Source organism: Bacillus sp. z26 (genome assembly GCF_058313635.1).
Genome location: NZ_JBZFQM010000002.1, coordinates 20,674 through 47,131, shown reverse-complemented (window position 1 = coordinate 47,131; position 26,458 = coordinate 20,674). Strand labels below are relative to the sequence as shown.

Sequence of the window (26,458 nt, the reverse complement as noted above, 5' to 3'; positions counted from 1 at the left end):
ATAATGAAACAAGGAATTAATATTCAAGATCAAATTTTAAATCAATTACGCAAGGAAAATGTTTATGTAACGATTTTTTTACTTAATGGTTTTCAGTTACGCGGACTGATAAAAGGTTTTGACAATTTTACGGTCTTAATTGAAACAGAGGGCAAACATCAATTGGTATATAAACATGCGATATCGACTTTTGCTCCTCAAAAAAATGTACAAGTTGACCTTGAAGGTTAAGGATAAGTACGGCAGACTCCCAAAAAAGGGAGTCTGTTTTTTAATTTAATGATATTTTTTCATTCTGTAAAAGGAGGGTCGGGAATATAAATGAAGAGAGGAAATATAATTATTTTCCGGGCAATCGCAGTATATGACAATCAAGCGTGCCTTCAATGAAATAATTTATATTTATTTTGTAGTTTTAGGAGGGCTCTTGTCTCTTTTGCCTTCACTTTGTCGAATGTATTTGATAAAAAAGGGAAGAAGGGTTCATGTAAAGAGGTGATCAGGTGGAGCGGCAACCATTGCGGGTAAGAAATAATGGGCAAATTAACATTGTGTTGAAGAATGAGCAAACAAATGCTCAAGATAAGCCACTTTCAAATGTTTCTCCACTACCCAGGGAAATACCTTCTCATCATATAGCGCTTAAAGAAATTGAGACAGAACTGAATAGTCTTGTAGGCATGGAAGAAATGAAAAGAGTTATAAAGGAAATATATGCATGGATATATGTAAATAAACAACGCGAAGTTGCTGGCCTCAAGGCCGAAAAACAGGCACTGCATATGATGTTTAAAGGCAATCCGGGTACAGGAAAAACGACAGTTGCACGTTTAATTGGAGAACTATTTGTAAAGATGAATGTCTTGAGTAAGGGTCACTTGATTGAAGCTGAACGCGCTGATCTTGTTGGAGAATACATTGGCCACACAGCTCAAAAAACACGTGATTTGATTAAAAAGGCAATTGGAGGTATCTTATTTGTGGATGAAGCCTATTCGCTTGGGCGGGGAGGAGAAAAGGATTTTGGCAAGGAAGCGATCGATACTTTAGTTAAACATATGGAGGATCGCCAACACGAGTTCATCCTTATCCTTGCAGGGTATTCACGGGAAATGGAGTATTTTTTAACGTTAAATCCCGGGTTACATTCCCGATTTCCCATTGTAATTGATTTTCCGGATTACTCGGTTGATCAGTTAATGGATATCAGTAAAAGGATGCTAAATGCACGGCAATATGCTTATAGTTTAAATGCGGAGAGAAAACTCCGTGATCACTTATATTATTTAACAAACGTTTTAAATTTAAAGTCATTTTCAAATGGAAGATATGTGAGGAATGTGATTGAAAAATCAATCAGAGCCCAGGCGATGCGTCTTTTGATGTCTAATCAATATGACAGACAGGATTTAATGACCATCAGAAGTGATGATTTGGTCTTTGATACATTTGAGTAATAATGGAAAGAACAGATAAGAGTGTCTCATAAGTTGCCAATCAACTTATAGGGCACTCTTATTTTTTGAAGAATGTATTTAAAAGAATACCCAAATTTCGTTTTTATAAATGAATTACTTATACAACATTCAAGTCAGATTAGTTTAAGAACAAATGGTGTAATTGGTAAATGTGTTAAACTAGAAGATAGTAAGAGTTTCACCTATCTCATAGTTTGAACTGATGAAACAAAGAAATGGTTTATATAAAAAAGGTTTTGTTAAAGATCAATTTATTATTAAATTGATTAGAATGATGATACTATCATTTTTAAATGAATGATTCAGGAGAATGCTAATGTTACGAAATATAATTTGTATACTGAGGAATAAATGGAGGGGTAAAGGATGAAAAAAATATTAGCCATGATTATTGTAGCCATGACTATTTTTGCTACGGGTTGTTCGACAATAGAGGAAGTGTCGAATTCTTTAGATTATGTTACTGAAGCTACGGGCTACATTGATGATGTAAATCAATTTGCAAACGAATTACCAGCTGTAGCAGAAGCAGCAATTACTGATTTAAATTCAAAAGAGCAATTAGAAGAATTATTAACAGAAATGCAAAATGAAATAGAAAAATTCAATATCCTTGAAGCTCCGGCTATGTTAGAGGATATCCACAATCAAGTGGTAGAGCATAATAGTGAACTGGCAAGTAAAATTGAGTTGTATTTAGAAAAGATAGAGGCAGGCACTTTAAACTCAGAATTACTTTCGGAAACTGGTTTATTGGAGGAAATAGCTGTTTATAACGATCTATTAAGTCAAATGAAGAAATTAAGCGAATAAATGAATAGCTATTCCGATTATACAGTATTGGAAGTAACATTAAGCATGATAGGAATCGTTAAAGAAAGGGGACTCTAAGCGATGATAGAGCTCCCTTTCTTTAGTAGAAATCTATATGCCCCTTTAATAAGGCTGAAAATGACCGTATGTAAGTCTATCGTCTAACAGTCTATTCAGTATTTTTTCTGAACAACAGGTAATTGCCACTGATACTGATAAGATAGCATTCTTAAAAACGTAATAATGACAAATAAAAGGTATAATTCAAGGCTGGATGTCATCACGCCGAGGCCGATTAAGAGACCTGCTATACCCGCCCAGATTGCATAAATTTCAGATTTGAGTACCATAGGCTTCCTGGCAGCCAGCACATCACGAACAATCCCGCCCCCGCTTCCTGTGAGGATAGCGGCAAATACGACCGCGATAAGTGGAAGAGTCATATCTGTTGCCACTAAAGCACCCTGCACGGCGAATGCACTAAGACCGATAGCATCAAAAAAATCACCCCATGGGTTCCAATGCTTTAAAAGAAATTGATGAAATAGACAAACAACAGTTATAGAAATAAAAGCGATTAAAAATAGTCCATTTTGTTCCCAAATATTAATAATCGGAATGCCGAGCAGGAGGTTGCGAATGGCTCCGCCTCCAAATGCTGTTACAAACCCCAGTAAATAAAGGCCAAATAAGTCATACTCCTCTTCCATTGCTACTATAGCGCCGCTTATTGCAAATGCTACTGTTCCGATAATACTTAAAACATCCCATGTCATACTTTTTTACTTTCTCCTAACATAAAAAATTAAATAATCCTTTAAAATCCGGCTGATTTATCATATCATTTGAATACAATGTTTGGAACGGGTATTTTTTTTGGTATGATAAGATAAAGAGTGAAGAATTGAAGGAAGTGACATAATGGAAGAGACATATGAAAAAGCTATACTCGTCGGTTGTCAGCGTGAAAATATTGACGATAACAGATTTGAATCCTCTATGGAGGAGCTTGAATCTTTAACGGAAACTGCAGGAGGACAGGGACTTGTACGAATCTCTCAAAAGAGAGTGAAGCCTCACCCGGCTACATATATAGGAAAAGGGAAAGTAGAGGAGCTCGTTGCATTAGTAGAGGAGCTTGAACCGGATGTCGTCATCTTTAATGATGAATTGTCTCCGAGTCAAATACGAAATCTGGGCAAAGAACTGGGAACACGAATCGTTGACCGCACACAGCTTATATTAGATATATTTGCTCAACGTGCGCGTTCTCGTGAAGGTCAAATGCAAGTAGAGTTGGCACAATTACAATATATGCTGCCAAGATTAGCTGGACAAGGTACTGAATTATCAAGACTCGGTGGTGGGATCGGTACGAGGGGACCTGGGGAAACAAAATTGGAATCCGATCGACGCCATATTCGCCGCAGGCTAGATGAGATAAAAAGGCAATTGGACTCGGTCGTTAAGCACCGTGAACGTTACAGAGCTCGCAGAAAAAGAAACAACCGTTTCCAGATTGCGCTGGCAGGTTATACGAATGCCGGTAAGTCGACGTTATTTAACCGTCTGGCTGAAGCAGACTCTTATGAAGAAAATCAACTGTTTGCAACCCTTGATCCGATGACGAGAGAATGTCTTCTGCCATCAGGATATAAAATTCTTATCAGTGATACCGTTGGATTTATTCAAGATTTACCAACATCGTTAGTTGCGGCTTTCAGGTCAACGCTTGAAGAAGTGACGGAATCTGATGCTATTTTACATGTAGTAGATTCTTCTCATCCTGATGCCTATAATCATGAGAAGACGGTACAAAAAATAATAAAAGATTTGGAAGCAGAGGATATTCCTCAATTAATAGTTTATAACAAAAAAGATGCTGCCCATCCAGAATTTGTGCCAACATCTAAGGAGAAATCCATTCATATATCTGCACGTCAGGATGAAGATATTCAACAGCTTCTTCAGGAAATGGAAAAGCTGGTCGAAAGCTTTATGGAACCATATTCTGTTAAGATTCCTGCAAGTGAAGGGAAGCTCATAGCCCGCTTAAAGGATGAGACAATTGTTAAATCAAATGAGTTCCACGAAAGCAATGAGACCTATCATTTAAAAGGATTGGCTTTAGCAGACCATACAATCATGGGAATTATTAAAAATTATGAGTAGGAGTAGGATTACAGCATGTTTGAACAACTGAAGAACGGTGAGAGAATAAAAGAAACTGTTCAGGAAACTGAGACAATGATTGCTGAAAGATTTTCAGAGATTGATGAAAATGTAGACTATAATACAGCGAAGGTTTTAAAAGCTTTCCAGGAAAATCAGGTAAGTGATGCTCATTTTAATCCATCAACTGGATATGGGTATGATGATATGGGAAGGGATACGTTGGAAAAGGTGTATGCCCATGTATTTGGTGCGGAAGCAGCGCTTGTCCGTCCGCAAATCATATCAGGAACCCACGCCATTTCAACCTCCTTATTCGGTGTGTTGCGGCCTGGAGATGAACTATTATATATTACGGGTAAGCCTTATGATACTCTTGAGGAAATTGTCGGCATACGTGGCAGTGGCATTGGTTCATTAAAGGAATATCAAATTTCCTATCAATCTGTTGCTTTAAAAGAAGATGGGTATGTTGATATGGAAGAAGTAGCAAAAGCAATTAAACCGAATACGAAAATGATTGGAATTCAGCGCTCAAAAGGCTACGATAACCGTCCTTCGTTCACAATTTCTGAAATACAAGAAATGATTCGATTTGTAAAAGCCATCAAACCGGATGTCATTGTCTTTGTTGATAATTGTTATGGAGAGTTTGTTGAGAAAATGGAGCCTACAGAAGTTGGTGCTGATTTAATGGCAGGTTCCCTAATTAAGAATCCTGGTGGCGGTTTAGCAAAAACCGGTGGATATATCGCCGGCAGAGCTGATTTAGTGGAACGTTGTGCGTATCGTTTAACAACACCGGGAATTGGTGCTGAAGCAGGTGCATCGCTGTATAGTTTATTGGAGATGTACCAGGGATTCTTTTTGGCACCTCATGTTGTGGGACAATCCTTAAAAGGGGCGATCTTTACAGCGGCTATGCTGGAGAAGTGGGGATTCAATCCTTCACCAACCTGGAATGAACCAAGGACAGATTTGATTCAATCCGTCCAATTCCATGACAGAGAGAAAATGGTTCTGTTCTGTCAGCAAATTCAATTCGCATCTCCTGTCAATTCCCATGTGACACCATATCCAGCATATATGCCAGGATATGAGGACGATGTAATCATGGCAGCGGGAACTTTCATACAGGGTGCAAGTATCGAATTAACGGCTGATGGGCCGCTGAGACCGCCATACACAGCTTTTGTACAGGGCGGCTTAACGTACTCTCATGTCAAAATAGCTATCTGCAAAGCCATCGATCAAATGATTGAAAAAGGTTTAATATAGAATTTCGAAAAAACTCCCTTATTTTTTAATGAGGGAGTTTTTAATTTGTGAAAAACAGTATTTCTACTATTAGCAATTAATTTTTTTGATGGATGATTCATGGATTTTAATACAATATATGGAGGTTTGTTATAAACTTAGTTTACCTGTTTTCGTAATATAAAAATCAATTTTTTTAAGGTTTTTTTATAAATTTGATTAATATTTAGTTGAGGTGACTGTACTTGCTATCGAACTAACAACCTTATTAATTTAGTATCACAGTATCGTTAAATGAAATTCCCAGATATTTATATTTTATTTGAACCTTATATATTTCTTCGTTATGAATAACACTAACCCCATAAATTTCATCTTTATTAGAAGCTTTGCTATCATCTAATTTTTCGTAACTTAAAGATGGTGAAGTTCCTGTTTTTATAGCAACCTCATCAATATTGGTAAATCCATGTTTTTTTGCTTCTATACTATTATAGTCATCCATTATGATGAAACCTTGTAACGCATTACTAATTTGTAACCTTGTTTTTGTAGGTTTTTCATGGTTATTCACCCAAACATCTACTATTTTGACTTTGTAAAAGCCGTTATTACCGACTTCGACAACAACTGATTTATTGTCGGTACTTAAAGCGAGTGTACCAATCTCCAATGGTGGCTTAAATTTCAAAAAGAAAGAAACACCACAAATTATTAGTGCTACGATTAGAACGCCCCAAAAAATGATCCTCTTCACATGAAAATCCCCTTTCTAGTGTTTATTTTACCATATAAATCCAACATTTGACTTAACCTGCCCATCCTTAGAACTGCTAAAACTAGTCGAGGAAAAAAAGCGTTGGCGCTCATTCTGATTGGACGTGTTATTTTTTCTAACTCAACCACTAACTTTTATTTAGCCTTTATGAATGTTAATCAAAGGTTACATTTATTTTACAAATAGATTATTAGGTTATTTGAATTCAAATGAGGGAAAAGGGAGGAGGTGGAGTAAGAAAAAGCGAATAATCATGAAATTTCATGTTAGAAAACCTCACATCAGATTGACAAAGAAGTTTACATAGCATAAACTTACAATATCATTAAGAGATTGGTATTGAAGGAGGATGTAGTGGTGAGCGGTAACATCAGGAGAACAATGCCACTTTTTCCAATGAGTATTGTCATGCAGCTGACCGATTTAACTGCACGGCAAATTCGCTATTATGAAGAGCACCAATTGGTTCATCCTGCAAGAACAGATGGCAATCGAAGGATGTTTTCATTAAATGATATTGATCGTCTTCTGGAAATTAAAGAATTACTTGATCAAGGCATAAATATGGCAGGGATCAAAAAAATTCTTGGATTATCTGAATTGGAGCCAACTGAAACACTAGATAAAGAGAAACATTCAAAAGAACAAAGTAAACCAGAATTGACTAATGCACAATTAAGAAAATTACTGCGTGACGAAATTTTACAGGCTGGCCGTTTTACGACAAGAGGCAGCAACCAATCTGGTGATATGCATCGTTTTTTTCATTAAAAATTAAAATATAAAAAAGCTTTATTATTCAAGGAGGACGAGGAAGATGGGGAAATACACTGCTGATGACATTAGAAAGTTAGCAAAAGAAGGAAACGTTAAGTTCATTCGACTACAATTCACTGATATTTTAGGAACAATTAAAAATGTTGAAATTCCTGTAAGTCAGCTGGATAAAGCATTAGATAATAAAATGATGTTTGATGGCTCATCAATTGAAGGATTCGTACGTATTGAAGAATCAGATATGCTATTATATCCGGATCTTGATACATGGGTGATTTTCCCTTGGACTGCTGAAAAAGGAAAAGTGGCTCGCCTAATCTGTGATATTTACAATCCGGATGGAACACCATTCTCAGGTGACCCGCGTGCTAATTTAAAACGTGTGTTAGAGGAAATGAAAGAGCTAGGTTTCACAGATTTCAATCTTGGGCCTGAACCAGAATTCTTCTTATTCAAATTGGATCAAGCTGGAGAACCAACTTTGGAGTTAAATGATAAAGGCGGATACTTTGACCTTGCTCCTACAGATTTAGGTGAAAACTGCCGTCGCGATATCGTTCTTGAGCTAGAAGAAATGGGATTTGAAATTGAAGCATCCCACCATGAGGTAGCTCCAGGACAACATGAGATTGATTTTAAATATGCTGATGCGATTACAGCATGTGACCAAATCCAAACATTCAAATTGGTAGTAAAAACTATCGCTCGTAAACATGGCTTGCACGCAACCTTCATGGCAAAACCATTGTTCGGTGTGAATGGTTCCGGTATGCATATGAACTTATCATTATTCTCTGATGGGAAAAATGCATTCTATGATACAAAAGGGGATATTGAATTGAGTGATACGGCTCGTCAATTTATCGCTGGTATCATTGAGCATGCTCCTGCGTTTACAGCAGTAACAAATCCAACCGTTAACTCATATAAACGTCTAGTTCCTGGATACGAAGCACCTTGTTATGTTGCTTGGTCTGCTCGTAACCGCAGTCCTTTAATCCGTATTCCGGCTTCCCGCGGATTAAGCACACGTGTTGAGGTTCGTTCCGTTGACCCAACTGCAAATCCATACCTTGCAATGGCTGTATTACTTAGTGCCGGTCTCGATGGTATTCGGAATCAGAAAAAAGCTCCAGCTCCAATTGACCGCAATATCTATGTAATGTCTGCACAAGAACGTGAAGAAGAAGGCATTAAAGATTTGCCGGCTACATTGTATCAAGCATTAGTCGAATTACAAAAAAACCCTATCATCATGCAAGGTCTCGGTGATCATATCCTTGAACACTTTGTTGAAGCGAAAGAGATTGAATGGGATATGTTCCGCACCCAAGTTCATCCATGGGAAAGAGAACAATACATTCAAATGTATTAATAGTACGAAACCCTTGACACTACTAGTGTTGAGGGTTTTTTATTTGATCGGGCAATCATATGTTTTTAGCTTGTCCAAACTTTCACCCCGCTTTTGCCCCGCCCCTAAACTTTTCTATCTCATCATAATTTTTTGAAGTGTATATGGGCAAACAAAGTAAACGTTGCTGTTATTCATGTCAGTTCTATACCAAACAGAGCACATGGAAAGAAAGAAGGTTGGGAGTTAGGATGTACTGAAAAGGGATGGACGAAAGGTTGTCAGTGCGGAGCAAAGATCAATTACCTGAGTAAAATATGTCCTTCCTTATTGTAAGGGAGGTCAAGAAGATGATACCAAGTAAAGTAAAAGTAGCAGGGATAAATTATGAGGTGAGAACAGTTTCATTCGTGGAAATAAGCAGGGGATAGAAATTACCAAGGAAAGTGCCCAGCGGTATACGGTTCTATCGAGGTATTAGATGAACTATGCGAAGACCTAAAGGAACAAGTATTTGTACATGAAATGGATTTGTTACGAAGGATGGGAAGAAGCTCCCGTTAGATTTTTATGCGAAGACAGTGGTAGCAACCAATATGAGGACTGCTGCAGTGACAGGTACGAACAATCGTTACTAGGAAGTTGGTTTAGACTTAGAGGAGATTGATGAAATCAGTGATACATGCCCGATATGCTCTAAGTATAAAGGGAAGGTTGTAAGTCGCTCAGGTAAAACAAAATGTTATAAGTCAGCGAAAGATACGGCGAAGAAATGGGAGCCTGATAAAGACACTCGTATCGTACACCTGACCAACGTAAAGCATATAAGAAGGAGCAGGAAGTCAGGCACAAGCAAGGCAAATGAAGAGAAGAAACAATTTATGAGATGGCTATCATTATTGGGTGCTGAGGCTTCTAAAACATTAGGTGCATTCAGAAGGATGAAGCGAGCGAATACACCTAAGTTTCAAAAATTACAGAGTTTGTATCGTAGTATGGTTAGGTTGTGAAAATTCAAAGATAGCTTATTCAGTAGCCGTAGTATACATTAGAGACTGAATTTAGCATAACTAGATAAAAAATCACGACAATAGCTACACCGATTAGATTAAGTATTAATGTTGCTCTGCAGAATTTCTTTCGAGGGTTATCTGATCCAAAACCCCAAATCAATAAAAAAATAAAGTTTACTAAAGGAATACTTAATAATATTAGGGTACCTATCCATTGGCCAACTGATAATTCTCTTTTTTGTTCCATGATGTTTATCTCCTGTTCATTGTTTTTTTATTCACTATAAGTTAAATAAAATAAAAGAATACTAATTCTCTGAATAAAATATTATGAATCCTGGCTTAGAGGGAATAAACTCTAGATGATATGCTTTCGATATGACTCAACTCCTCGCATTATTTAAAGGCAAAATCTATAATATCAGTAAATAATATACAAAACAATACAAAGTTTACCAATTTACTACAAAACTAACCTTCTTGTGACAGAAGGTTTTTATTTTGTCTATAACCATGATGGCAATTTTAATTTACATGAGTATATAGGTGCCAAAGGAATAATTGCCATTAAACTTACAATTTTTAATCCTCAATAGGTAAAGGTCTATTCCTTCGTGAGTGTCATAAGTGCGGAATGAAGAAGTTAATTTAATATACATTAATTTTAGAAACTATTTACAATTAGTTATTTTTTAACTATAATGAATTTGTGGGTTTACCCATACCGTACCACCTTTTTGATTTGATTTGTTTTAATAACCTTACAGAAAGAAGTCTCAGTATATTTATGTACTTAGGCTTTTTTCGTTATAATTTCATCTATCTAAATCTATCTAAATTCGAGTAAAAATAATTAAATATTATATTTAAGGACTTCCACCCGGAGTCCTCTTTTTTATGGCCAAATAAGGTGATGGTGCTTATTGTTACGCTTCGAACAAGCTAGAAAAAGCATATAGGGGAAAGAGAGTGGAAGAACTATCAGTTAAATAGTTGCTGATAAATATGGCGGATGAACTGAAAGAATATAGAAGCAAACAGATAAAAAGTTTAATAAACACGTACTCAGAATGGATAAGCAAGATGATCGAGTGGATAAGAACTATGATATTCAAATCACTCACGGCCAGCAAATGGCGATATTTTTGAAACACTGGGAGACATAAAAGGGGATACAGTTTGATTGAACCATGAAACGGAAACGTATACCGTATTCATAAAAATATCCCTAAGAGGAAGGGCCAACATTTATCACTGTTGAAGTATAAAGGAATTTAAAATTTTACCAATATGGAAGCCATTCCATAAGTAGTTAACATGAATCTGATAATTAAAACTAATAATGATACTAAAATAAGAGGGGGCTTGTTTTTAAGCTCCAGAAGAAATGATTTCAATAATGATTCAAATCTTCATAAATACCTTCCCACATACATGAACGTCTCCTTAAATCCCATTATATTATTTAACAGAATGGTAAATAGGCAACATTCATACGAAACAACCTTTAAAAATAAAACATACTTTTGGCACAATTTTTTATCTGGGGTACTTAAAGTACCTCTACTGCTCAATAGTAAAGCTAACCTTAATCCTATATGCAGTGTCCAAGTTTCAAGCTGTTTGAAGAATTAGATGGTCAATAATTAAGAGGCGATGTCAATTAGGTGTGGTTTTATTATGGAATTATCAGAAGCGTTAGTAGAACCGTTAAAAGAAATGGTTTTAAATTATGGAATCGTCCTTATCATATCCTTATTTTTAGTTATTGTAATATCTAAATTAGCAAATTTTTTAAGAATACCAAAAGCCCTAATAAAAATCATCTTACCGCTTGGTTTTCTTTTTATCTATTATCAACTATGGACGAAGATAATATTGTAAAATAATTCATAAATCAGATACAAAGATAAATATAAAAGGAGACATAGTAAGGTTAAGATGATCTGTCATTGGCATCGAAAAGATTAGTCACTGTAATATAATAAAATTTGGTCATTAAAAAACCCCTCTCAATGATTGAGACGGGGTACTTTGAGTTCTGCGTATCGTTTGGCAACTAAGTGCTTTAGTTGTTCTAAATCTTCCAACGTTGCTTGATTTCCGATAAAGTCTTTAATAACCGGAGGGATTGTTATCTGCTTCGGTTTTTGTGCTGGCTCTTTAATGTCCATTATCATCTATCCTTCTAAAATACTATTATAAACTGATTATATAATTACATTATTACGTACAGATTAATAGAAGTTTACATTTTTATATAATTATGAAGACATTTTGGATTTAGTCATATTTCTTAAATGCAAAAAGAATCCGGCGAATTTGCGCGGATCCTTTTTGGATGGGGCATGTAGGATTCGAACCTACGACCTGATGATTAAGAGTCAACTGCTCTACCAACTAAGCTAATGCCCCGTTAGTTGTTTACAATATTTATTATACTCTTGTTATAGCAGTAACAATAATTATATGCTCACAGGAAAGGAATTAAGATTAATAAGGGGTTAAAAATACTATACTTTCGAATCGGCACTAGTCATGTAATGAACGTATAAATATGACCAATAAACTATTCAATAGGAGGGAGGGCTTGGCCCTCCCATGTAGGAGTGGTTTGAAAAGAACAGGATGATAAGAGGTTTAATAATTTGGGTATTGTTAGTTATTTTCGAGTATTCATAATGTGTATGGCTGTATATTTTGTTTTGCGCTGCTTCTTACCTTAAAGGGAAATATCTACTTACCATCAAAGATTGTACCTTAGCAGCATGATCTGATAAAACAATCGAGCATCTCTGCCCATTTTAGTGTGGGGATTTATTTGAGATCGGAGACAATTTAATAACATCTCGTCACACTGTCTGGTAGGTCCAAATCTTTCATAACAATCATCGTGTTTTTTGCAACATGAATCTACCTGATTGGTAGGACCCCATGGGCCCGAACAGCCTGGACCGCACCAATTGTATCCGGGATAACATAATCCCCTACCTTTTCGCCTTTTTCTTCTATTCATAATGTCACCTCGCATGTTGATTTTTATTAATATATGAAAGATTGGACAAAGTGTAAGGGCAAATAAACGGTTAAAACACCTCCCTGAAAAAAGGTTCAATAAAAAGGGGGAACCGATCTAAAATGATTATTTACAAACGAAGATGTTCAGGAGCGGAACGGATTTTAAGTTGTTTCATAATAAAGAAAAGCCCAGAGTATTTATCTCTGGACTTTAGTCATCATGTTAAATTCGTGGAAAGTATCGCCATATTTAAATCTAACAAACTATTATTTATTTAATTCACGAATGATATGCAGACCTGAAATCCATCCTTGTTTACCATTAGATAGGTTCACTTTATACCATCCATTGCTTGTTATCGGATTGTTCTTAGCATCAACCGATAGCTCAATATATTGGTAATTGGATAGGGTACCAACTACATTACTGCCTGTATTGGCAGCAGCGCGTACATTTAAGCTTGTAGCATCCACACGGGCCAGGTTTTTAACGGACATGTGCTGATAATATTTGCTTAAGCTAATACTGGAGGTAAAATACATCTTTCCATTGTATTTTATTTTTAATGTTTCATCATTATGTTTCTCTAACAAGTTGAAGGTTTCTCCAGCCTGAATGTTTACAGAAGATCCCGAGCTTGTTTTTGTTACATATCCAGAGTTCACCCATCCGGTTTTGCCACTGTACTGAACTTTCATCCAGTTCCCGCTGGTACTAAGGTAAGTGATAGTTGCCCCTTTAGGTATGGTAAGCAGAACAGTTCCATCTATCGATGCCGCTGATCGCAGATTCAGATTAGAAGTTGTTTTGTATCCATTGGCACCAGCATTTTCTCCGGGTGTCAGAGTGATTGTCTTATGAGCAACGGCTAGTGTACCAGCTGGAAAGACATCTTTTGCATCAGGGTAGGAAGGCTTGCTTGGCACCGTTTTATTTGGTGTTGCATTTTTAGCGCCTTCCTTGCTGTAATTAAGCATGGCGGACATATGTTTAGCTATGGCTTTTCCCCAATTAGAATCGCTGGCGTAAAAGAAATTCATTCCGCTGCTTTGACTGTCTATTCTGTTTCCATTACGATCCTTAACAGTGTTTCCAAGATAAGCGCCCCTATAAGTCCAGTAACCTTCATTTAAATACGTAGCTTTCATCATTTGGGCAATAAATTCTATATTTGATTGGATGGTAGTAAACTTAACCGCACCGACAAATGGAGCAGCATCGTAGGCACCGTACCCAAACAAATTATTTTTCGCCAGGGAAATAGTAGATTTACCGTAATTACTCTCATGAATGGCGTGTGCTGCAAGATATAGTGCATTCACGCCATACTTATTAGCTGCATCAATTACAATATTGCCCTTGTTATATAAGACACTGTTAGCAGATGTTGCGTTATTAGCAATATACGCATTGATCTGAGCAGCCGTTACGGATGATTTAGTCCTTAAATCCATTGTTACATAGGAGTCTGAACTGATTTGATCAGATGAGTCCGAAGCGGGGGCTCCCTTCTCTAGAAATTCAGAGCTGACCCAACCTGTAAAGGAATTATAGGAAACTTTATACCATGTGCCGCTTTTTGAAAGATACATAACTTGTTTTCCTTTTGGAATGGTTGTAATCTCAGTTGAATCTACTGAACCTTTTGTTCTTAATTTTAAATTAGCAGTCGTGCTGTAAATGACGTCTATCTTCGTTTCCTCTTGTTTATCTTCAGTTGGTTTCTTTAGAAATTCAGAGCTGACCCAGCCTGTTTTATTTCCGTATTTCACCTTATACCAAAAACTGCTTTTTGATAAGTAGGTCACTTTTTCTCCTTTAGAGATAACTGTTAAAACAGAACTCAGACTAGAAGCATCGGCTCTAAGGTTCAGGTTGGCAGTTGTTTGATAGGTCACGTCCTGTTTCGGCTTTTCAGTAGGAGGAATGCTGCTTATTGGTTTGGCAGGAGTAACCCCGTTTAAATAACTGGAACTGACCCAGCCGGTTTTACCATTATATTTTACTTTAAACCACGAACCGTCTTTAGAAACATACGTAACAGATTTGCCTTTAGGAATTGTTGATAGTATAGATCCTTTCGATGAAGCAGAGGATCGTAAATTTAAATTAGAAGTTGTTTGATACGTTATCTCTTCCTTTGGCATTACCACAGGAGAAGGGGTGTTGCTTATAGGTTTGGCAGGAGTAACCCCGTTTAAATAACTGGAACTGACCCAACCGGTTTTCCCATTATATTTTACTTTAAACCACGAACCGTCTTTAGAAACATACGTAACAGATTTGCCTTTAGGAATCGTTGATAGTATAGATCCTTTCGTTGAAGCAGAGGATCGTAAATTTAAATTAGAAGTTGTTTGATACGTTATCTCTTCCTTTGGCTTTACCACAGGAGAAGGAGTGTTGCTTATAGGTTTGGCAGGAGTAACCCCATTTAAATAACTGGAACTGACCCAGCCGGTTTTCCCATTATATTTTACTTTAAACCACGAACCGTCTTTAGAAACATACGTAACAGATTTGCCTTTAGGAATCGTTGATAGTATAGATCCTTTCGTTGAAGAAGAGGATCGTAAATTCAAGTTTGCCGTAGCAGTGTAAGCTAGGGAGTTACTTGAAGCAACCGTTACAGTCGCTGTTTCCTCTTTTGCGATCTCTTTTTTTACATAATCCGAGCTTACCCATCCTGTAGTAGTTTGATATTTTACTTTATACCAAGAACCACTGCTAGATATATAGGTTATAGATTTGCCTTTAGGAATTGTTTTCAGGACTTTCCCGTTACTGGATGCTATTGATCTAATATTTAGATTGGCGGTCGTGTGATAGTTAGAGACAATCGCTTTACTTGGGTTGTTTTTTGTTGTTTTTTTAACATATTGGTCATTGATCCACCCAGTCCGATTGTTGTAGTTAACTTTAAACCACGAACCACTTTTCGAAATATAAGTAACCTGTTTCCCTTTTGGAATGGTTAATAAAATAGTACTTTTGGTAGAATTGCTGGCCCGTAGGTTCACATTAGCTGTTATTTCATAATACGTTGAACTTGCTGCTTCCGCTTTTATTGTATCCAATAATTTTAATGAAGTATCTCCGCTATAAAGGATAAATCCTGCAGATAATAAGAGTGTTGTCCCCTTATTGATCAATGGCTTACGACGTGCCTTATGATTTTGCAAATGTACATCCTCCTGTATTCTCCCTCTTTTCCCATAAAGTCTAGTTGTTTGTGATTAAATTCTAAAATTAAATATGTAAAAGTGTGCAACTAAAATATATGGGCATCATAGAATGTTATAGAGGGGTGCTATATCACTTATCGACATAATTGGATGAAATTTAATGGAAAATGTAATTTAACATAAAATAGATGTTATTTTTTCATTAAAAAAAGGAATAAAGGTAATAATAAGAATGGAAAGGGGGAGGACAATGGAAGGGTATTTGCCAAAGTTGACAAAAAAATTGAGTAGTTATTGTTTACACCAAGATTTGAAAAGCAAGGTGGAAAATGGTCATTTCACAATTATCTCAGATAATGATTGGGGCAAGAAAGTATATGATGACTTAGGTATGGAATACCACTCGCCATTTATAGGTATGTTCATATTTGCACCAGACTATATTGAACTTGTATCTAACTTTGAACACTATATGAAATCTCCCCTTAAATTTACACTTCATTCAAAATATGATGGCATAAAAGGTGTCTATCCAATTGGTTTGTTGGACAAAAAAGTGGAAATACATTTTTATTCCTATAAATATAAACAAACGGCATTAGAAGACTGGAACGAGAGAATTCAACGTATAAATTGGAACCAATTATTTTTTAAATTCAGTGATCAGTATCAGTGCAGAAGAGAATATATCGAAACGTTTAACCAATTACCATTAAGTAATAAAGTGTGCTTTACGGCAAAGCCAATGGGACATTTAGAGAGTATCATCTATTTTTCAAATCAATCTTTAGAAACAAAAATAGAACATGAACTAACTTCCTATAAAAAATACTTTGATGTAGCTGAATGGCTTAACACTGGGAAAGTCATCAAAAAAGAACCCAAAAAAAGAAAAGCTATTTTTGAACTGCAATTTCCATTTAAATTGATAGGTAATAAATAAACAGACATTTTGACGCCGGGATATTATCCGGCGCTTTTTTATGTATAGGAACGATTATTAAGTGTGTCTTCTTGTTGAGGGGTAAATTTGACTATTAACAAAAGCAATCATCTTCTGTATCTTTTTCCATGAATTTTAAGCTACATGGTATTATGGATAAAGATATATAAGTATAACTTTAATCGTTGAGTTGTTACTTTTTGGATACATATTATAAAGAAATGAAAACTTACCAAGGTTTTTGAAACTATCTCTCTGTTGGTTCGTATGTATAGTATGATAAAATAGCCTTAGAAAGGGGTGACTGTTATGTTCTATGTTATCCTGCTGGGATTGGTAGGAGCCACAACCGTAGTTTTTCTGCAAGACGCAAAGTCGGGAGAACCTAAACAGGAACGACTGGCCAATGTAATGAAGCGAATAGCTGGAAAAAATCAAAAAGACCAGTTTGTATGCACTCAATTAGATGAACGTTATGCATCTTATGTATACGATATGGATTCAAATATACTATCTATTTTGGCTGGGCCGGATTATATTACGATTAATGCCCAAAGAGCCAAAACAAAACAGCCATTACTGGGCGTTCGTTATGATACAAGATCGAGAGTCTATACAGAGAAGAAGATTTCCGAACAGTTATTGAAAAAAGAAAATGATATAGAAAAGATAGATCTTTTTTTACAATGGGCTATAAGGAATTTCCAACCCGAAAAGACAAAATTATTATATAAAAATAACAAAAACTATACGGCGCTTATTAATGAACTGGAAGATGCGAGGAATCGAAACCGCCTTTCATCACCGATCGATCATGCTTTCACGCAAATCATCCCTAGTTTAGGTTATTTGCTGGAGCATATAGAGTTAATTACAGACATTGATTATGAGCATCAGGTTAAGGAGACACTAATCAAAGATTTACGAAAGCTGATTGCTGACTTTATTCAATTGGGTACGAAACAACAAGAAAAATATGAGCATGATACATTAAACCGATTAATTACCATACAGGAGAGAATTACACAAATCCGTAGACATATTGACAATAAAAGAGAATTCGATTTAAAGAAAACACTAACTACGATCGATCAACGATATGAAAAATAATACTGATTAAGAGGTGAAAAGCCAATGAGTGAACAAAACAGGGATTTTGATGAAACAGTAATTCAATCCGTCATTAATCCTGACGATATGAAAAAATTAAACGAAGAAGCAAGTCAGGTCATCAAGAAAATATCTGATACGGATACACATAATATTGATTCAGTTTTGGAGCAATTAAGCAATTTCGGCGGAAATGAACAAAGGATGGCAGGAGAATCGTTAAACAGCCTGCGAAGACCTGTTAAAGATATGATGGATAATAAAGATAATCATGATATACCAAGTAATTTGTTGAAGCTTCGTGAAGCGGTATCCGACCTGAATCCAAAAGCTTATCAAACAAAAGGAATAGCCAAGATCGTTCCGAAGTTTTTACGAAAGAATTCTAACGAAAAATTTATTGCCAAATATCAAACAGTAGAAAAAAATATCGATGAAATCGTCCAGTCCTTGCTAAGAGGAAGAGACATGCTTCAGGAAGATAATGCAGAGCTTGATGTCATTAAGAAGGATGTCCACGATAAGATTTACCTGCTGGACAAACAAGTCTATATGGGGCGGCACCTGTTCCAAATGATTGAAGATAAAAGGAACGAACCTGAATGGCAAAATAAGCAGCAGCTTGTCAATGAAGCACAGGAGAAAATCATTGTCAGAACAAAAAATATGAGTTCCATGGTCAATGTTTTGCAACAGTCCCTTGCTTCAGTAGATATTATCAAGAAAAATAATGATAAATTGAAAGAAGCTATTCGAAATGCGATTGATACAACCAAAAATCTGGCTCCTGTCACATCTGCTATTCACATGGCCTTGCAAAACCAGGAAAGAATCATTACGGCGATCAATGACGTTAATGAAGCTACAGAAAACATCATCCTGGCCAATGCGCAAATGTTAAAAGAAAATACGGAGAAAACAACCAAGCTTCTGGAGAATCCATCTATCTCGATCGAAAAGTTACAAAAGGCTTATCAAGATATTTATTCAGCTATTGAGACTCAGGAAGCATCCAGCCGCAGGATTATCGCGAGCAGTAAAGAGTTTGTGGAGAAGCTCGATGATATGAACAAAGAAATGAAAACGAAGTTATTAAATCAATAAGGGGGGAAGATAAATGCAATATGTTAGATATTCTCTCTTGCTGCTAACATGTTATATGACCGTTATGTTAAGTGGAATGATCCCGGTAATATTCTTTGATTCATTCGGAATGTTCCTCGGTTCCTATATTTCGATGTCGATTGGGATAACTATTCTCCTGTTCGGATTGTTTTTTATTAAGATGAAAGAAAATCATTCCTTAAAAATGAGGCTGTTTGTGATTAACACCATAGCTTTCCTGCTATTCCATTTTAATTTTGCAGGATTTGCTTCATACAACTCAATGGTGCTTTGTTATCCAATCCTTGCAGTTTTAACATTGGTTGTATATGACAAATACTATAAAAAACAGAAGGAAAGAACAACTGTAGTTTACTACTAAAACGTCGAATGAATCGGCGTTTATTTTTTTGTCGTTTTTGTCAGGGGGTAGTATTTCTAATAGCTAATAAAGAAATTTATTCAACAAAGGGGGGTCCGTGGATGAAAGTTGAAAAAATAAAGGATTAGGCTAAAGGATTGAATTTTATAGTGTACCAATTAATATTTAATAATGGTTGTAACTCCAAATTCTGTTAAATAATTTTTGTGACCCAATTCTTCTGCCCATTTTTTAGGGTTTAAATGATACGTTCCATATTGATCTTGGTACGTTGATCTTTCAATGTTAATAAAAATCGGTTCGGGAACTTCTAGTAATCTTCTCTTGTAATAATCAAAGTCGTGTTGATTTGGGATGTATAATAGTTCCAATACGTCTCCTATTTCCATATATTTTTCAAGATATAATAAGAATAATTCATTACCAGCACCAGTAATTTCATATATGTATGGCATGGTAAAGAGTCCCTCTACACACTGACCCCATCCAAATGTATCAACTTCATTCACCCATAACCCAATAAAATCTTCCATTCGATCAATACGATTATAATAGTCTTCAATTTCATCAGGTATTATAAAAGGTTTGGATGAAGCTAAAAACGTAATATCAGACATAAAGCAACCTCCTATTCAACTACAATCCATTGCATGTAGACATACGTAAACTATCATAAGTATACTTCATAACAAATACAAATGATGGGAAAAGGATTGTGTTTAGTGCCTTCATTCCTACGGCTATTAATAAATAAAAACCAGCAAGATAGTTGATGGTTAATATATCATGAAGCCACTTATAAGAAGGCTGTAGTGTAAAGAAATGGTACTAATGATTTTTGTATATTATACTTTAAAAGGATTATCATTTGGCTAATGAAATGACTTGCAATCCTTAGAACTAATTGCATTAAGTGCGGTATAGTACCATATTAGTAGGAGGAACTATTTTGAAAAAACTTATTTTGATCACGTTGCTATTATCGGTGTATTTTGTACCAACTGCTTTTGCACATTCTCATTTAGAGAGTTCTGCACCAGCCGATGGCCGGGTTGTCACAGAAGTGCTGCGTGAAATAGCATTAACCTTTGATGGGAAGGTTGAACAAGGAAGCACTTTTGAATTAATGTATTCAGATGGAAAAGTTATTTCAATTGAAGACAGTACTATTACAGATAATAAAGTTATAGGTACCCTTCCAAATGGTTTAGGGAATGGAACTTATAATGTTGTATGGAGTATCATCAGTGCAGATGGACATCAAATCGAAGGGGAGTTTTCATTTGAAGTAGATATCGCGGAGACTGAAACACCAGCATCTACTGATAATAATGAAGAAGAACCAGTGAATGAAAATATGGAAGACAGTGACATAAATCCGGAAGATGTAAGTGAACAAGGATCTAAACAAAAAGCAACTGAGACAGAAAATGATGTTGCTAGTGATCATTTAGAAAACAAAGGTTCTTCCACCCTCGTTCCTATTCTTGCCGCACTATTAATATTGGCTATGATCATCATCTTTATTCTATTAAGGAGAAAGAAATAATCAATGGCTTTTGTAATGGTAAGCGAAATTTTGCTATATCTTTGTTTTTCCATTTTAATGGGTAGCTTTATTTTAACCATGGTTCCAAGTCATTTTCGTCCAGGTCTACTTGTGAGCAAAAGGTATATGATTTTAGCTGCAATCGGAATAGCGCTATTTTCCTTTACGCCCATACTTGTACTTATCGTAAATCTGCAGCAAAGATTAGGATGGCAGGATGGGCTGCAAATGGTACTGTTAACTTTTGATATGGGGAATGCGTGGATTTTTACAACCATTGTTGCTTTGATTTTACTCGTAGTTATTACTAAATTTTATCAAGCGGAAAATCCTGCATATGCTTGGATTGGATGTCTATTAACAATATTGTTAATTAGTGGACTTGCATGGTCCAGTCATGCAAGTTCCTTGGAACAAGGAAAAGGGTTTTTAACACATATTATCCATTTTACTGCTGTTACTGTCTGGGTAGGAATCATGTATGTTGCTAGTTGGTTTTCCAAAAATCATGAAAATTGGCTTCGTTTTTTGCATTGGTTTACCCCGCTTGCAATTAGCTGCGTCCTAGTGATAACGGCTTCTGGAATTGCCCTTATGGGTTTCATGATGGATATCTCGCAATATCCAAACTCTTGGATGATTGATTATGGTCAATATTTATTAATAAAACATATACTCATTATTTCATTGCTTGTCTTTGCAGTTATCAATGGCATATTCATTCGGCGGAGATTAATGAAAAATCAAAAATTTAATCCTGTTCCCTGGATGAAAGCTGAAAGTATCGTTGCGCTCCTTGTTTTATCAGCAACTGCTGCAATGAGCCAACAATCTCCTCCTAGTGCAAGTATGCTGGAACAGGAAGGACTATCTTTCCTATTTGAACTCTTTTATCAAGGTCAGTATGTTCCGGGAATGGAAGTTCAACTGAGTGTAAATTCAATGAGCATTTTCCTTATTATTATTGCGTTCCTAATTTTAGCTATGATTTTATATTCCTTCTTTAAAAAAACATCGCCCATAATTACAGTTTTGCTTAGTGTCCTTTTTGTCCTTTCTAGCTATTTGGCTATAATCATGAGTATCAGTTGAAAGGAAGCTGGCTTTAATTGAGGCGAACAGGATATAAATTTTATTCGAAAATAGAAGATGTGAAGGTATACACTTAAATATGAGCATGGTTTACTTTAATGGTATGACTTATATTTTGTGATATGAATGCTACCTTTTTTAATATGTTAGTTTAAACAGAAAGACAAGCCGGCAGATTCAATACCGGCTTGTCTTATTTTGATTTGTTTAATAATCTAGCTTTTCTTTAGGAGTAATTGCAGTGTGACCCTCGGCCTGTTGGCCAGGCACAAAATCAGGATTGAATTCTTTCTCTGATTTAGAAATAACTACAGTTGCTACGCCATTGCCAATCAGGTTCGTAATGGCACGTGCTTCAGACATGAAACGATCAACACCGATTAATAATGCTATTCCCTCTACCGGAATCATCGGAAAAGCAGCCAAAGTAGCGGCCAATGTAATAAAGCCGGAACCTGTAACTCCCGCAGCGCCTTTTGAGGTTAGCATTAATATGCCTAGTAAGGACAGTTCTTGCCAGAGGGTCAAATCAATCCCGTAAGCCTGGGCAATAAAGATAGCGGCCATTGATAGATAAATAGATGTGCCATCAAGGTTGAAGGAGTACCCAGTTGGCACGACCAAACCGACGACTTGCTTTGAGCAGCCATAGTTTTCTAGCTTACGCATCATTGCTGGCAGGGCAGATTCGGAAGATGATGTGCCAAGAACAAGCAGAATCTCTTCTTTAATATAGACCATGAACTTAAAGATGTTAAAACCATAATATTTTGCAATGGAGCCGAGGACAAAGACGATGAACAAAAACATCGTGAGGTAAACAGATCCCATCAATTTACCTAGTGAAACAAGCGATCCAAGACCGAAATTTCCGATTGTATAAGCCATTGCAGCAAACGCGGCGATAGGGGATATTTTCATAACCATATTGACAATCTTAAAGAATATATCAGCTACTATTTCGAAGAAGGTAATAACTGGTTTGGCTCTTTCGCCCAAAGAAGCAGCAGCCAGTCCGAATAGAATCGCTGAGAACAAGACCGGAAGCAGTTCCCCTGAAGCAAGGGCGCCGACAACATTCTCAGGAATCAAGTTCAGTATGAATGCTCCGAAGCCCTGATCTGTTTCAGCAGCCTGTGCCGTATATTGAGATACATCGCCAGTTTTTAGATTCTCTGTATTAAGTCCGCTTCCAGGCTGTACAAAATTTACGACAATAATACCGATAGCTAAAGCAAGAGTGGATACAATTTCAAAATACAATAAAGCCTTGCCACCAATCTTTCCGATTTTCTTTAGGTTTCCCATGCTTCCAATCCCAATGATTACAGTCAAAAAGATAATTGGAGCTATCAGCATTTTGATCAGTTTTATGAATAAATCAGCAAGGATTTTTAAACTGGCACCGAACTCAGGGAAAATGGCCCCTACCATAATCCCCAAAATGATACCGGTGACCACTTGGACAGTCAGATTCTTAAAGATTTTCAAAGCCAACCCTTCTTTCTGTTTTTTTGTTAGCGCTTACAAATTTATTTTTATCTTAAAGGATAAAAAAGGAATTTTGGGGTTATGGTTTTAAAGTTCTTTTTGGTCTTTTTGGTCAAAAAGTGTACCCTAAGCAGAATGGGCATATTCCTATTAATCAACTTCTAATCTATATGTAAAAGAAAGACCTTCCAAAGTGTAGGTCTTATTAGTCAATTGACTCTTCGATTTTTTTTAACAATTTTTCATCGATTTGGTTTTCATAGTAATCGTACAATGGCTTGAAAGTTTGCTGCCATTGCTGTAGTTCTTCTTCACTTAGTTGATGGATTTCAAGTTCAGCGGAAGCTTTCAATTTCGCTAAGGATTCTCTGTTCATTTGCTCGGATTGCGTTATGTTCCAAGCTGTTGCTTCTTCCATAGCTTCGGTGACTGCCTGTTGTAAATCCTTTGAAAGGCTGTTCCAAAATCCGTTGTTAATCATGACTGCATAACCGAGAATACCGTGGTTGGTTAGAGTCATATGATCCTGCACTTGATAGAAGCCTTTAGAATCGATGTTAGAAATCGTATTTTCTTGACCGTCAAGCTCCTCCTTTTCTAACAATCTATAAACCTGGTCAAAGGGAGCACTTCGGTTCTCAGCCCCAACGAGATTCATCTGTCTATTGAGCATATCGCTTGGCATAGTGCGCAGGGTAAGTCCATCGAGATTATTTGGCAGTATAACAGGGGAATGAGCCGTTGTAATTTGTTTAAATCCATTATTCCAAAAGGCCAAACCCTTAACATCATATTCATCAAGCATGGCTAATAAATCTTCCTTTATAGGACCTCTGAAAATCTTTTCTATATCATTATGAACCTCAAATAAATACGGCAGATCGAGTACTTGCCATTCGGGAATCCAGTCTGTCACTTTTGAGAAGGAGGGAGCAATCATCTCGATATCGCCATTTTGTAAAGCTTGCAGTTCCTCGCCATCAGAGTAGAGCGTGCTGTTTGGATATACCTCTACCTGTATGGCTCCGTTGGTCTTTTTTTCGACTAGACTTGCAAATTTATCAGCGGTGAGCCCTTTTGGCGTATTTTCGGCAACAACATGACTAAAGTTGATGACAATTTGTTCGTTTAAGCCCTCTTGTTCAAAATCAGTTGGTAAGCTTGCTTTCTGCCATAAATCATGCCGAACCCCCATGTATATAAGCAGCACAGCAATGATGGAAACCGCTGCTATCAAAAATTTTTTCATATCATATCCCCGCCATATTATTCTAAAAATATTCTTTTCAATATTCTACCATGTTTTTTGGTGGTACAATGGAAAAAAGTTACTCGAGGAGTTTTCGGCATGAAGCAAATATCAATCCATTGGAAGATTATGACCATGACTTTTTTTATCATTATCTGTTCTTTCGCTGTTGCAGGGATCTTTGTGCTCGAAAGTATCATGGAAAAGAAGGAGAATGAAATCAGCGAACGGAGCTTGCTTCTCTCAAGAACGGTTGCTGAATTGCCTGAGGTGAAGAAGCTGCTTTCAGAAGACGGTGACAAAAGCGGAGTGGAAGAAATAAACCCAATTGTGGAACGTATTAGGGTGATCAATAATGCTGATTATATTGTTGTGCTCGATAATAACCGTATAAGACTGTCCCATCCGGTTAAAAAGATGGTTGGTACAGTGTCAAAAACGGCAGATGAGGATGCTGCCTTTACAGAACACAGCTATGTTTCTAAGGCGAGTGGGGGAGCAGGCATAGTTATGCGCGGATTTGTTCCAATTATGGATGATGAACATAACCAGGTTGGGGTTGTAATCACAGGCTATCTGACCCCAACACTGTGGGAAATTGTATGGGGAACAAGGATTGAAATCATCATGGCTATTGGTTTTTCCTTGCTACTTGGAGCTTGGGGAGCTTGGTCACTTGCACGGCATGTTAAAAACCAGATGTTTGGACTTGAGCCGCACGAAATAGCCCGGCTGTATGCTGAACGGAATGAAACCTTTAATGCTATGCACGAAGGAATCATCGCTATTGATAATAATTTGGCCATTACAATTTTTAATGAAAAGGCCTTTCATATCCTTGGCGTAGATAAGCAAAATCTAATCGGCAAGAATATTTATGATGTGCTGCCTGATACAAGATTGCCAGAGATCATTGACTATAATCATCCAGTCTATAATAAAGAACTATTAGTCAATCAGCATTCCATTTTGAGTAATCGAATTCCTATTCAGGTAAGGGGTAAAACGATTGGAGCGGTTGCAGTCTTTCAAGACAGAACAGATGTGAAAAAGCTTGCCGAGGAGCTTACAGGAGTTAAGGCTTTTGTTCAGGCTCTCCGTGTTCAAAACCATGAACATAAAAATAAGATGCACACAATCGCAGGCTTGCTTCAGCTTGGTAAATATAAAACGGCAATGGACTATATTTTCCATGTTAAAGAAGAACAAGAAAAGCTCACTGATTTCCTGGATGATCGTATTAAAGATGACAATCTATCTGGTCTGCTTCTTAGTAAGGTTAGTCATGGGAAAGAACTAGGTATCGAAGTCGAAATAGATAAGAATAGCAAGTGGACCCATTTTCCAAAGGGACTCGACCATCATGATTTTGTTGTCATTATTGGAAATCTTTTGGAGAATGCGTTCGAGGCTGTACATAAAATAAGTCAAAAAGAGCGTAAAGTTTCTATTAGTTTAGACCAAACGGAAGAATATACATCCATTTTGGTGGAGGATAATGGAGTTGGGATGGATGAAGCTGCCATTAATAATCTTTTCAAAAATGGATATACAACCAAACAAGAAGAAGGGCATGGGATTGGCATGTACTTGATCAATGAAATTGTCACCAAAGGCGGCGGCAATATTGAAGTGGATAGTTCTCCTGGAGGAGGGACAAGTATCGTCATTACATTTTAAGGGGGAAAAATA

24 protein-coding genes, 1 tRNA gene and 1 pseudogene are annotated in these 26,458 nt (G+C 36.5%); 16 read left to right on the top strand and 10 right to left on the bottom strand.

Annotated features, from left to right (window positions below):
• The first annotated feature begins 3 nt into the window (after positions 1-3).
• From hfq to AC4G3K_RS05395, 3 genes are all read left to right on the top strand, one after another.
• Positions 4-231, top strand: a complete 228-nt coding sequence (hfq, locus tag AC4G3K_RS05405; protein WP_066104248.1) for an RNA chaperone Hfq — start codon at positions 4-6, stop codon at positions 229-231.
• A gap of 272 nt (positions 232-503) precedes the next feature.
• Entirely contained in the window at positions 504-1,457 is a 954-nt protein-coding gene (spoVK, locus tag AC4G3K_RS05400; protein ID WP_491132703.1) for a stage V sporulation protein K, read from the top strand.
• A 387-nt stretch (positions 1,458-1,844) separates the two neighbouring features.
• Complete coding sequence (locus AC4G3K_RS05395; RefSeq protein ID WP_491132702.1) at positions 1,845-2,291, top strand: DUF6376 family protein; 447 nt, start codon at positions 1,845-1,847, stop codon at positions 2,289-2,291.
• Positions 2,292-2,464: 173 nt separating this feature from the next.
• Here AC4G3K_RS05395 and AC4G3K_RS05390 read toward each other — a convergent pair whose 3' ends face one another.
• Complete coding sequence (locus AC4G3K_RS05390) at positions 2,465-3,067, bottom strand: trimeric intracellular cation channel family protein (RefSeq protein WP_491132701.1); 603 nt, start codon at positions 3,065-3,067, stop codon at positions 2,465-2,467.
• Positions 3,068-3,212: 145 nt separating this feature from the next.
• On the opposite strand from AC4G3K_RS05390, the gene hflX reads away from it, so the two are divergent.
• Together hflX and AC4G3K_RS05380 are read left to right on the top strand one after the other, a co-directional pair.
• Entirely contained in the window at positions 3,213-4,463 is a 1,251-nt protein-coding gene (hflX, locus tag AC4G3K_RS05385) for a GTPase HflX (protein ID WP_491132700.1), read from the top strand.
• A gap of 15 nt (positions 4,464-4,478) precedes the next feature.
• On the top strand, positions 4,479-5,741 hold the full coding sequence (locus AC4G3K_RS05380) for a methionine gamma-lyase family protein (RefSeq protein WP_491132699.1): 1,263 nt from the start codon (positions 4,479-4,481) through the stop codon (positions 5,739-5,741).
• Between the two features lie 247 nt (positions 5,742-5,988).
• On the opposite strand, the gene AC4G3K_RS05375 is transcribed toward AC4G3K_RS05380, so the two are convergent.
• Complete coding sequence (locus AC4G3K_RS05375; protein ID WP_491132698.1) at positions 5,989-6,477, bottom strand: hypothetical protein; 489 nt, start codon at positions 6,475-6,477, stop codon at positions 5,989-5,991.
• Positions 6,478-6,855: 378 nt separating this feature from the next.
• On the opposite strand from AC4G3K_RS05375, the gene AC4G3K_RS05370 reads away from it, so the two are divergent.
• Complete coding sequence (locus tag AC4G3K_RS05370) at positions 6,856-7,269, top strand: MerR family transcriptional regulator (RefSeq protein ID WP_491077132.1); 414 nt, start codon at positions 6,856-6,858, stop codon at positions 7,267-7,269.
• 46 nt (positions 7,270-7,315) lie between these two features.
• Entirely contained in the window at positions 7,316-8,650 is a 1,335-nt protein-coding gene (gene glnA / locus AC4G3K_RS05365; protein WP_491132697.1) for a type I glutamate--ammonia ligase, read from the top strand.
• Positions 8,651-9,658: 1,008 nt separating this feature from the next.
• Here glnA and AC4G3K_RS05360 read toward each other — a convergent pair.
• Positions 9,659-9,889 carry a hypothetical protein gene (locus tag AC4G3K_RS05360; protein WP_491132696.1) on the bottom strand — a complete coding sequence of 77 codons (231 nt, stop codon included), beginning with the start codon at positions 9,887-9,889 and terminating at the stop codon, positions 9,659-9,661.
• A gap of 339 nt (positions 9,890-10,228) precedes the next feature.
• Between AC4G3K_RS05360 and AC4G3K_RS05355 the strand changes: the two are divergent.
• Together AC4G3K_RS05355 and AC4G3K_RS05350 are read left to right on the top strand one after the other, a co-directional pair.
• Positions 10,229-10,294: pseudogene (locus AC4G3K_RS05355) on the top strand (DUF8096 family protein); the annotation flags it as partial.
• A gap of 1,028 nt (positions 10,295-11,322) precedes the next feature.
• Positions 11,323-11,526, top strand: coding sequence for a hypothetical protein (locus tag AC4G3K_RS05350; protein WP_491132695.1), 204 nt, complete (start codon positions 11,323-11,325; stop codon positions 11,524-11,526).
• 128 nt (positions 11,527-11,654) lie between these two features.
• Here AC4G3K_RS05350 and AC4G3K_RS05345 read toward each other — a convergent pair whose 3' ends face one another.
• From AC4G3K_RS05345 to AC4G3K_RS05330, 4 genes are all read right to left on the bottom strand, one after another.
• A complete protein-coding gene (locus AC4G3K_RS05345) occupies positions 11,655-11,816 on the bottom strand; it encodes a hypothetical protein (protein ID WP_491132694.1) in 162 nt (53 codons plus the stop codon).
• A gap of 168 nt (positions 11,817-11,984) precedes the next feature.
• Positions 11,985-12,057: transfer RNA gene (locus AC4G3K_RS05340), tRNA-Lys, on the bottom strand.
• Positions 12,058-12,388: 331 nt separating this feature from the next.
• Positions 12,389-12,658 (bottom strand): Parvovirus coat protein VP1-like protein, encoded by a 270-nt coding sequence (locus AC4G3K_RS05335; protein ID WP_491132693.1) that lies wholly within the window; start codon positions 12,656-12,658, stop codon positions 12,389-12,391.
• Between the two features lie 269 nt (positions 12,659-12,927).
• Positions 12,928-15,843 (bottom strand): SH3 domain-containing protein, encoded by a 2,916-nt coding sequence (locus AC4G3K_RS05330; protein ID WP_491132692.1) that lies wholly within the window; start codon positions 15,841-15,843, stop codon positions 12,928-12,930.
• Positions 15,844-16,096: 253 nt separating this feature from the next.
• Here AC4G3K_RS05330 and AC4G3K_RS05325 point away from each other — a divergent pair, with 253 nt between their 5' ends.
• From AC4G3K_RS05325 to AC4G3K_RS05310, 4 genes are all read left to right on the top strand, one after another.
• On the top strand, positions 16,097-16,789 hold the full coding sequence (locus AC4G3K_RS05325; protein WP_491132691.1) for a DUF1919 domain-containing protein: 693 nt from the start codon (positions 16,097-16,099) through the stop codon (positions 16,787-16,789).
• Between the two features lie 309 nt (positions 16,790-17,098).
• Positions 17,099-17,899: a hypothetical protein gene (locus AC4G3K_RS05320; protein ID WP_491132690.1), complete on the top strand. Its 801-nt coding sequence runs from the start codon at positions 17,099-17,101 to the stop codon at positions 17,897-17,899.
• Positions 17,900-17,923: 24 nt separating this feature from the next.
• Entirely contained in the window at positions 17,924-19,003 is a 1,080-nt protein-coding gene (locus tag AC4G3K_RS05315; RefSeq protein WP_491077143.1) for a toxic anion resistance protein, read from the top strand.
• 13 nt (positions 19,004-19,016) lie between these two features.
• Positions 19,017-19,385, top strand: a complete 369-nt coding sequence (locus tag AC4G3K_RS05310; RefSeq protein WP_491132689.1) for a hypothetical protein — start codon at positions 19,017-19,019, stop codon at positions 19,383-19,385.
• 158 nt (positions 19,386-19,543) lie between these two features.
• Here AC4G3K_RS05310 and AC4G3K_RS05305 read toward each other — a convergent pair whose 3' ends face one another.
• Positions 19,544-20,002: a hypothetical protein gene (locus AC4G3K_RS05305; protein ID WP_491132688.1), complete on the bottom strand. Its 459-nt coding sequence runs from the start codon at positions 20,000-20,002 to the stop codon at positions 19,544-19,546.
• 332 nt (positions 20,003-20,334) lie between these two features.
• Here AC4G3K_RS05305 and AC4G3K_RS05300 point away from each other — a divergent pair, with 332 nt between their 5' ends.
• Both AC4G3K_RS05300 and AC4G3K_RS05295 read left to right on the top strand, forming a co-directional pair.
• Positions 20,335-20,934 carry a copper resistance CopC family protein gene (locus tag AC4G3K_RS05300; protein ID WP_491132687.1) on the top strand — a complete coding sequence of 200 codons (600 nt, stop codon included), beginning with the start codon at positions 20,335-20,337 and terminating at the stop codon, positions 20,932-20,934.
• Between the two features lie 3 nt (positions 20,935-20,937).
• Complete coding sequence (locus tag AC4G3K_RS05295) at positions 20,938-22,026, top strand: copper resistance D family protein (RefSeq protein WP_491132686.1); 1,089 nt, start codon at positions 20,938-20,940, stop codon at positions 22,024-22,026.
• Between the two features lie 207 nt (positions 22,027-22,233).
• On the opposite strand, the gene AC4G3K_RS05290 is transcribed toward AC4G3K_RS05295, so the two are convergent.
• The gene (locus tag AC4G3K_RS05290; RefSeq protein ID WP_491132685.1) at positions 22,234-23,517 is read right to left on the bottom strand and encodes a dicarboxylate/amino acid:cation symporter; all 1,284 of its coding nucleotides are present in this window, start codon (positions 23,515-23,517) and stop codon (positions 22,234-22,236) included.
• Between the two features lie 205 nt (positions 23,518-23,722).
• A complete protein-coding gene (locus AC4G3K_RS05285) occupies positions 23,723-24,766 on the bottom strand; it encodes a DctP family TRAP transporter solute-binding subunit (protein ID WP_491132684.1) in 1,044 nt (347 codons plus the stop codon).
• A 99-nt stretch (positions 24,767-24,865) separates the two neighbouring features.
• Between AC4G3K_RS05285 and AC4G3K_RS05280 the strand changes: the two genes are divergently transcribed.
• Positions 24,866-26,446 (top strand): ATP-binding protein, encoded by a 1,581-nt coding sequence (locus AC4G3K_RS05280; RefSeq protein WP_491132683.1) that lies wholly within the window; start codon positions 24,866-24,868, stop codon positions 26,444-26,446.
• The last annotated feature ends 12 nt before the right edge of the window (positions 26,447-26,458 follow it).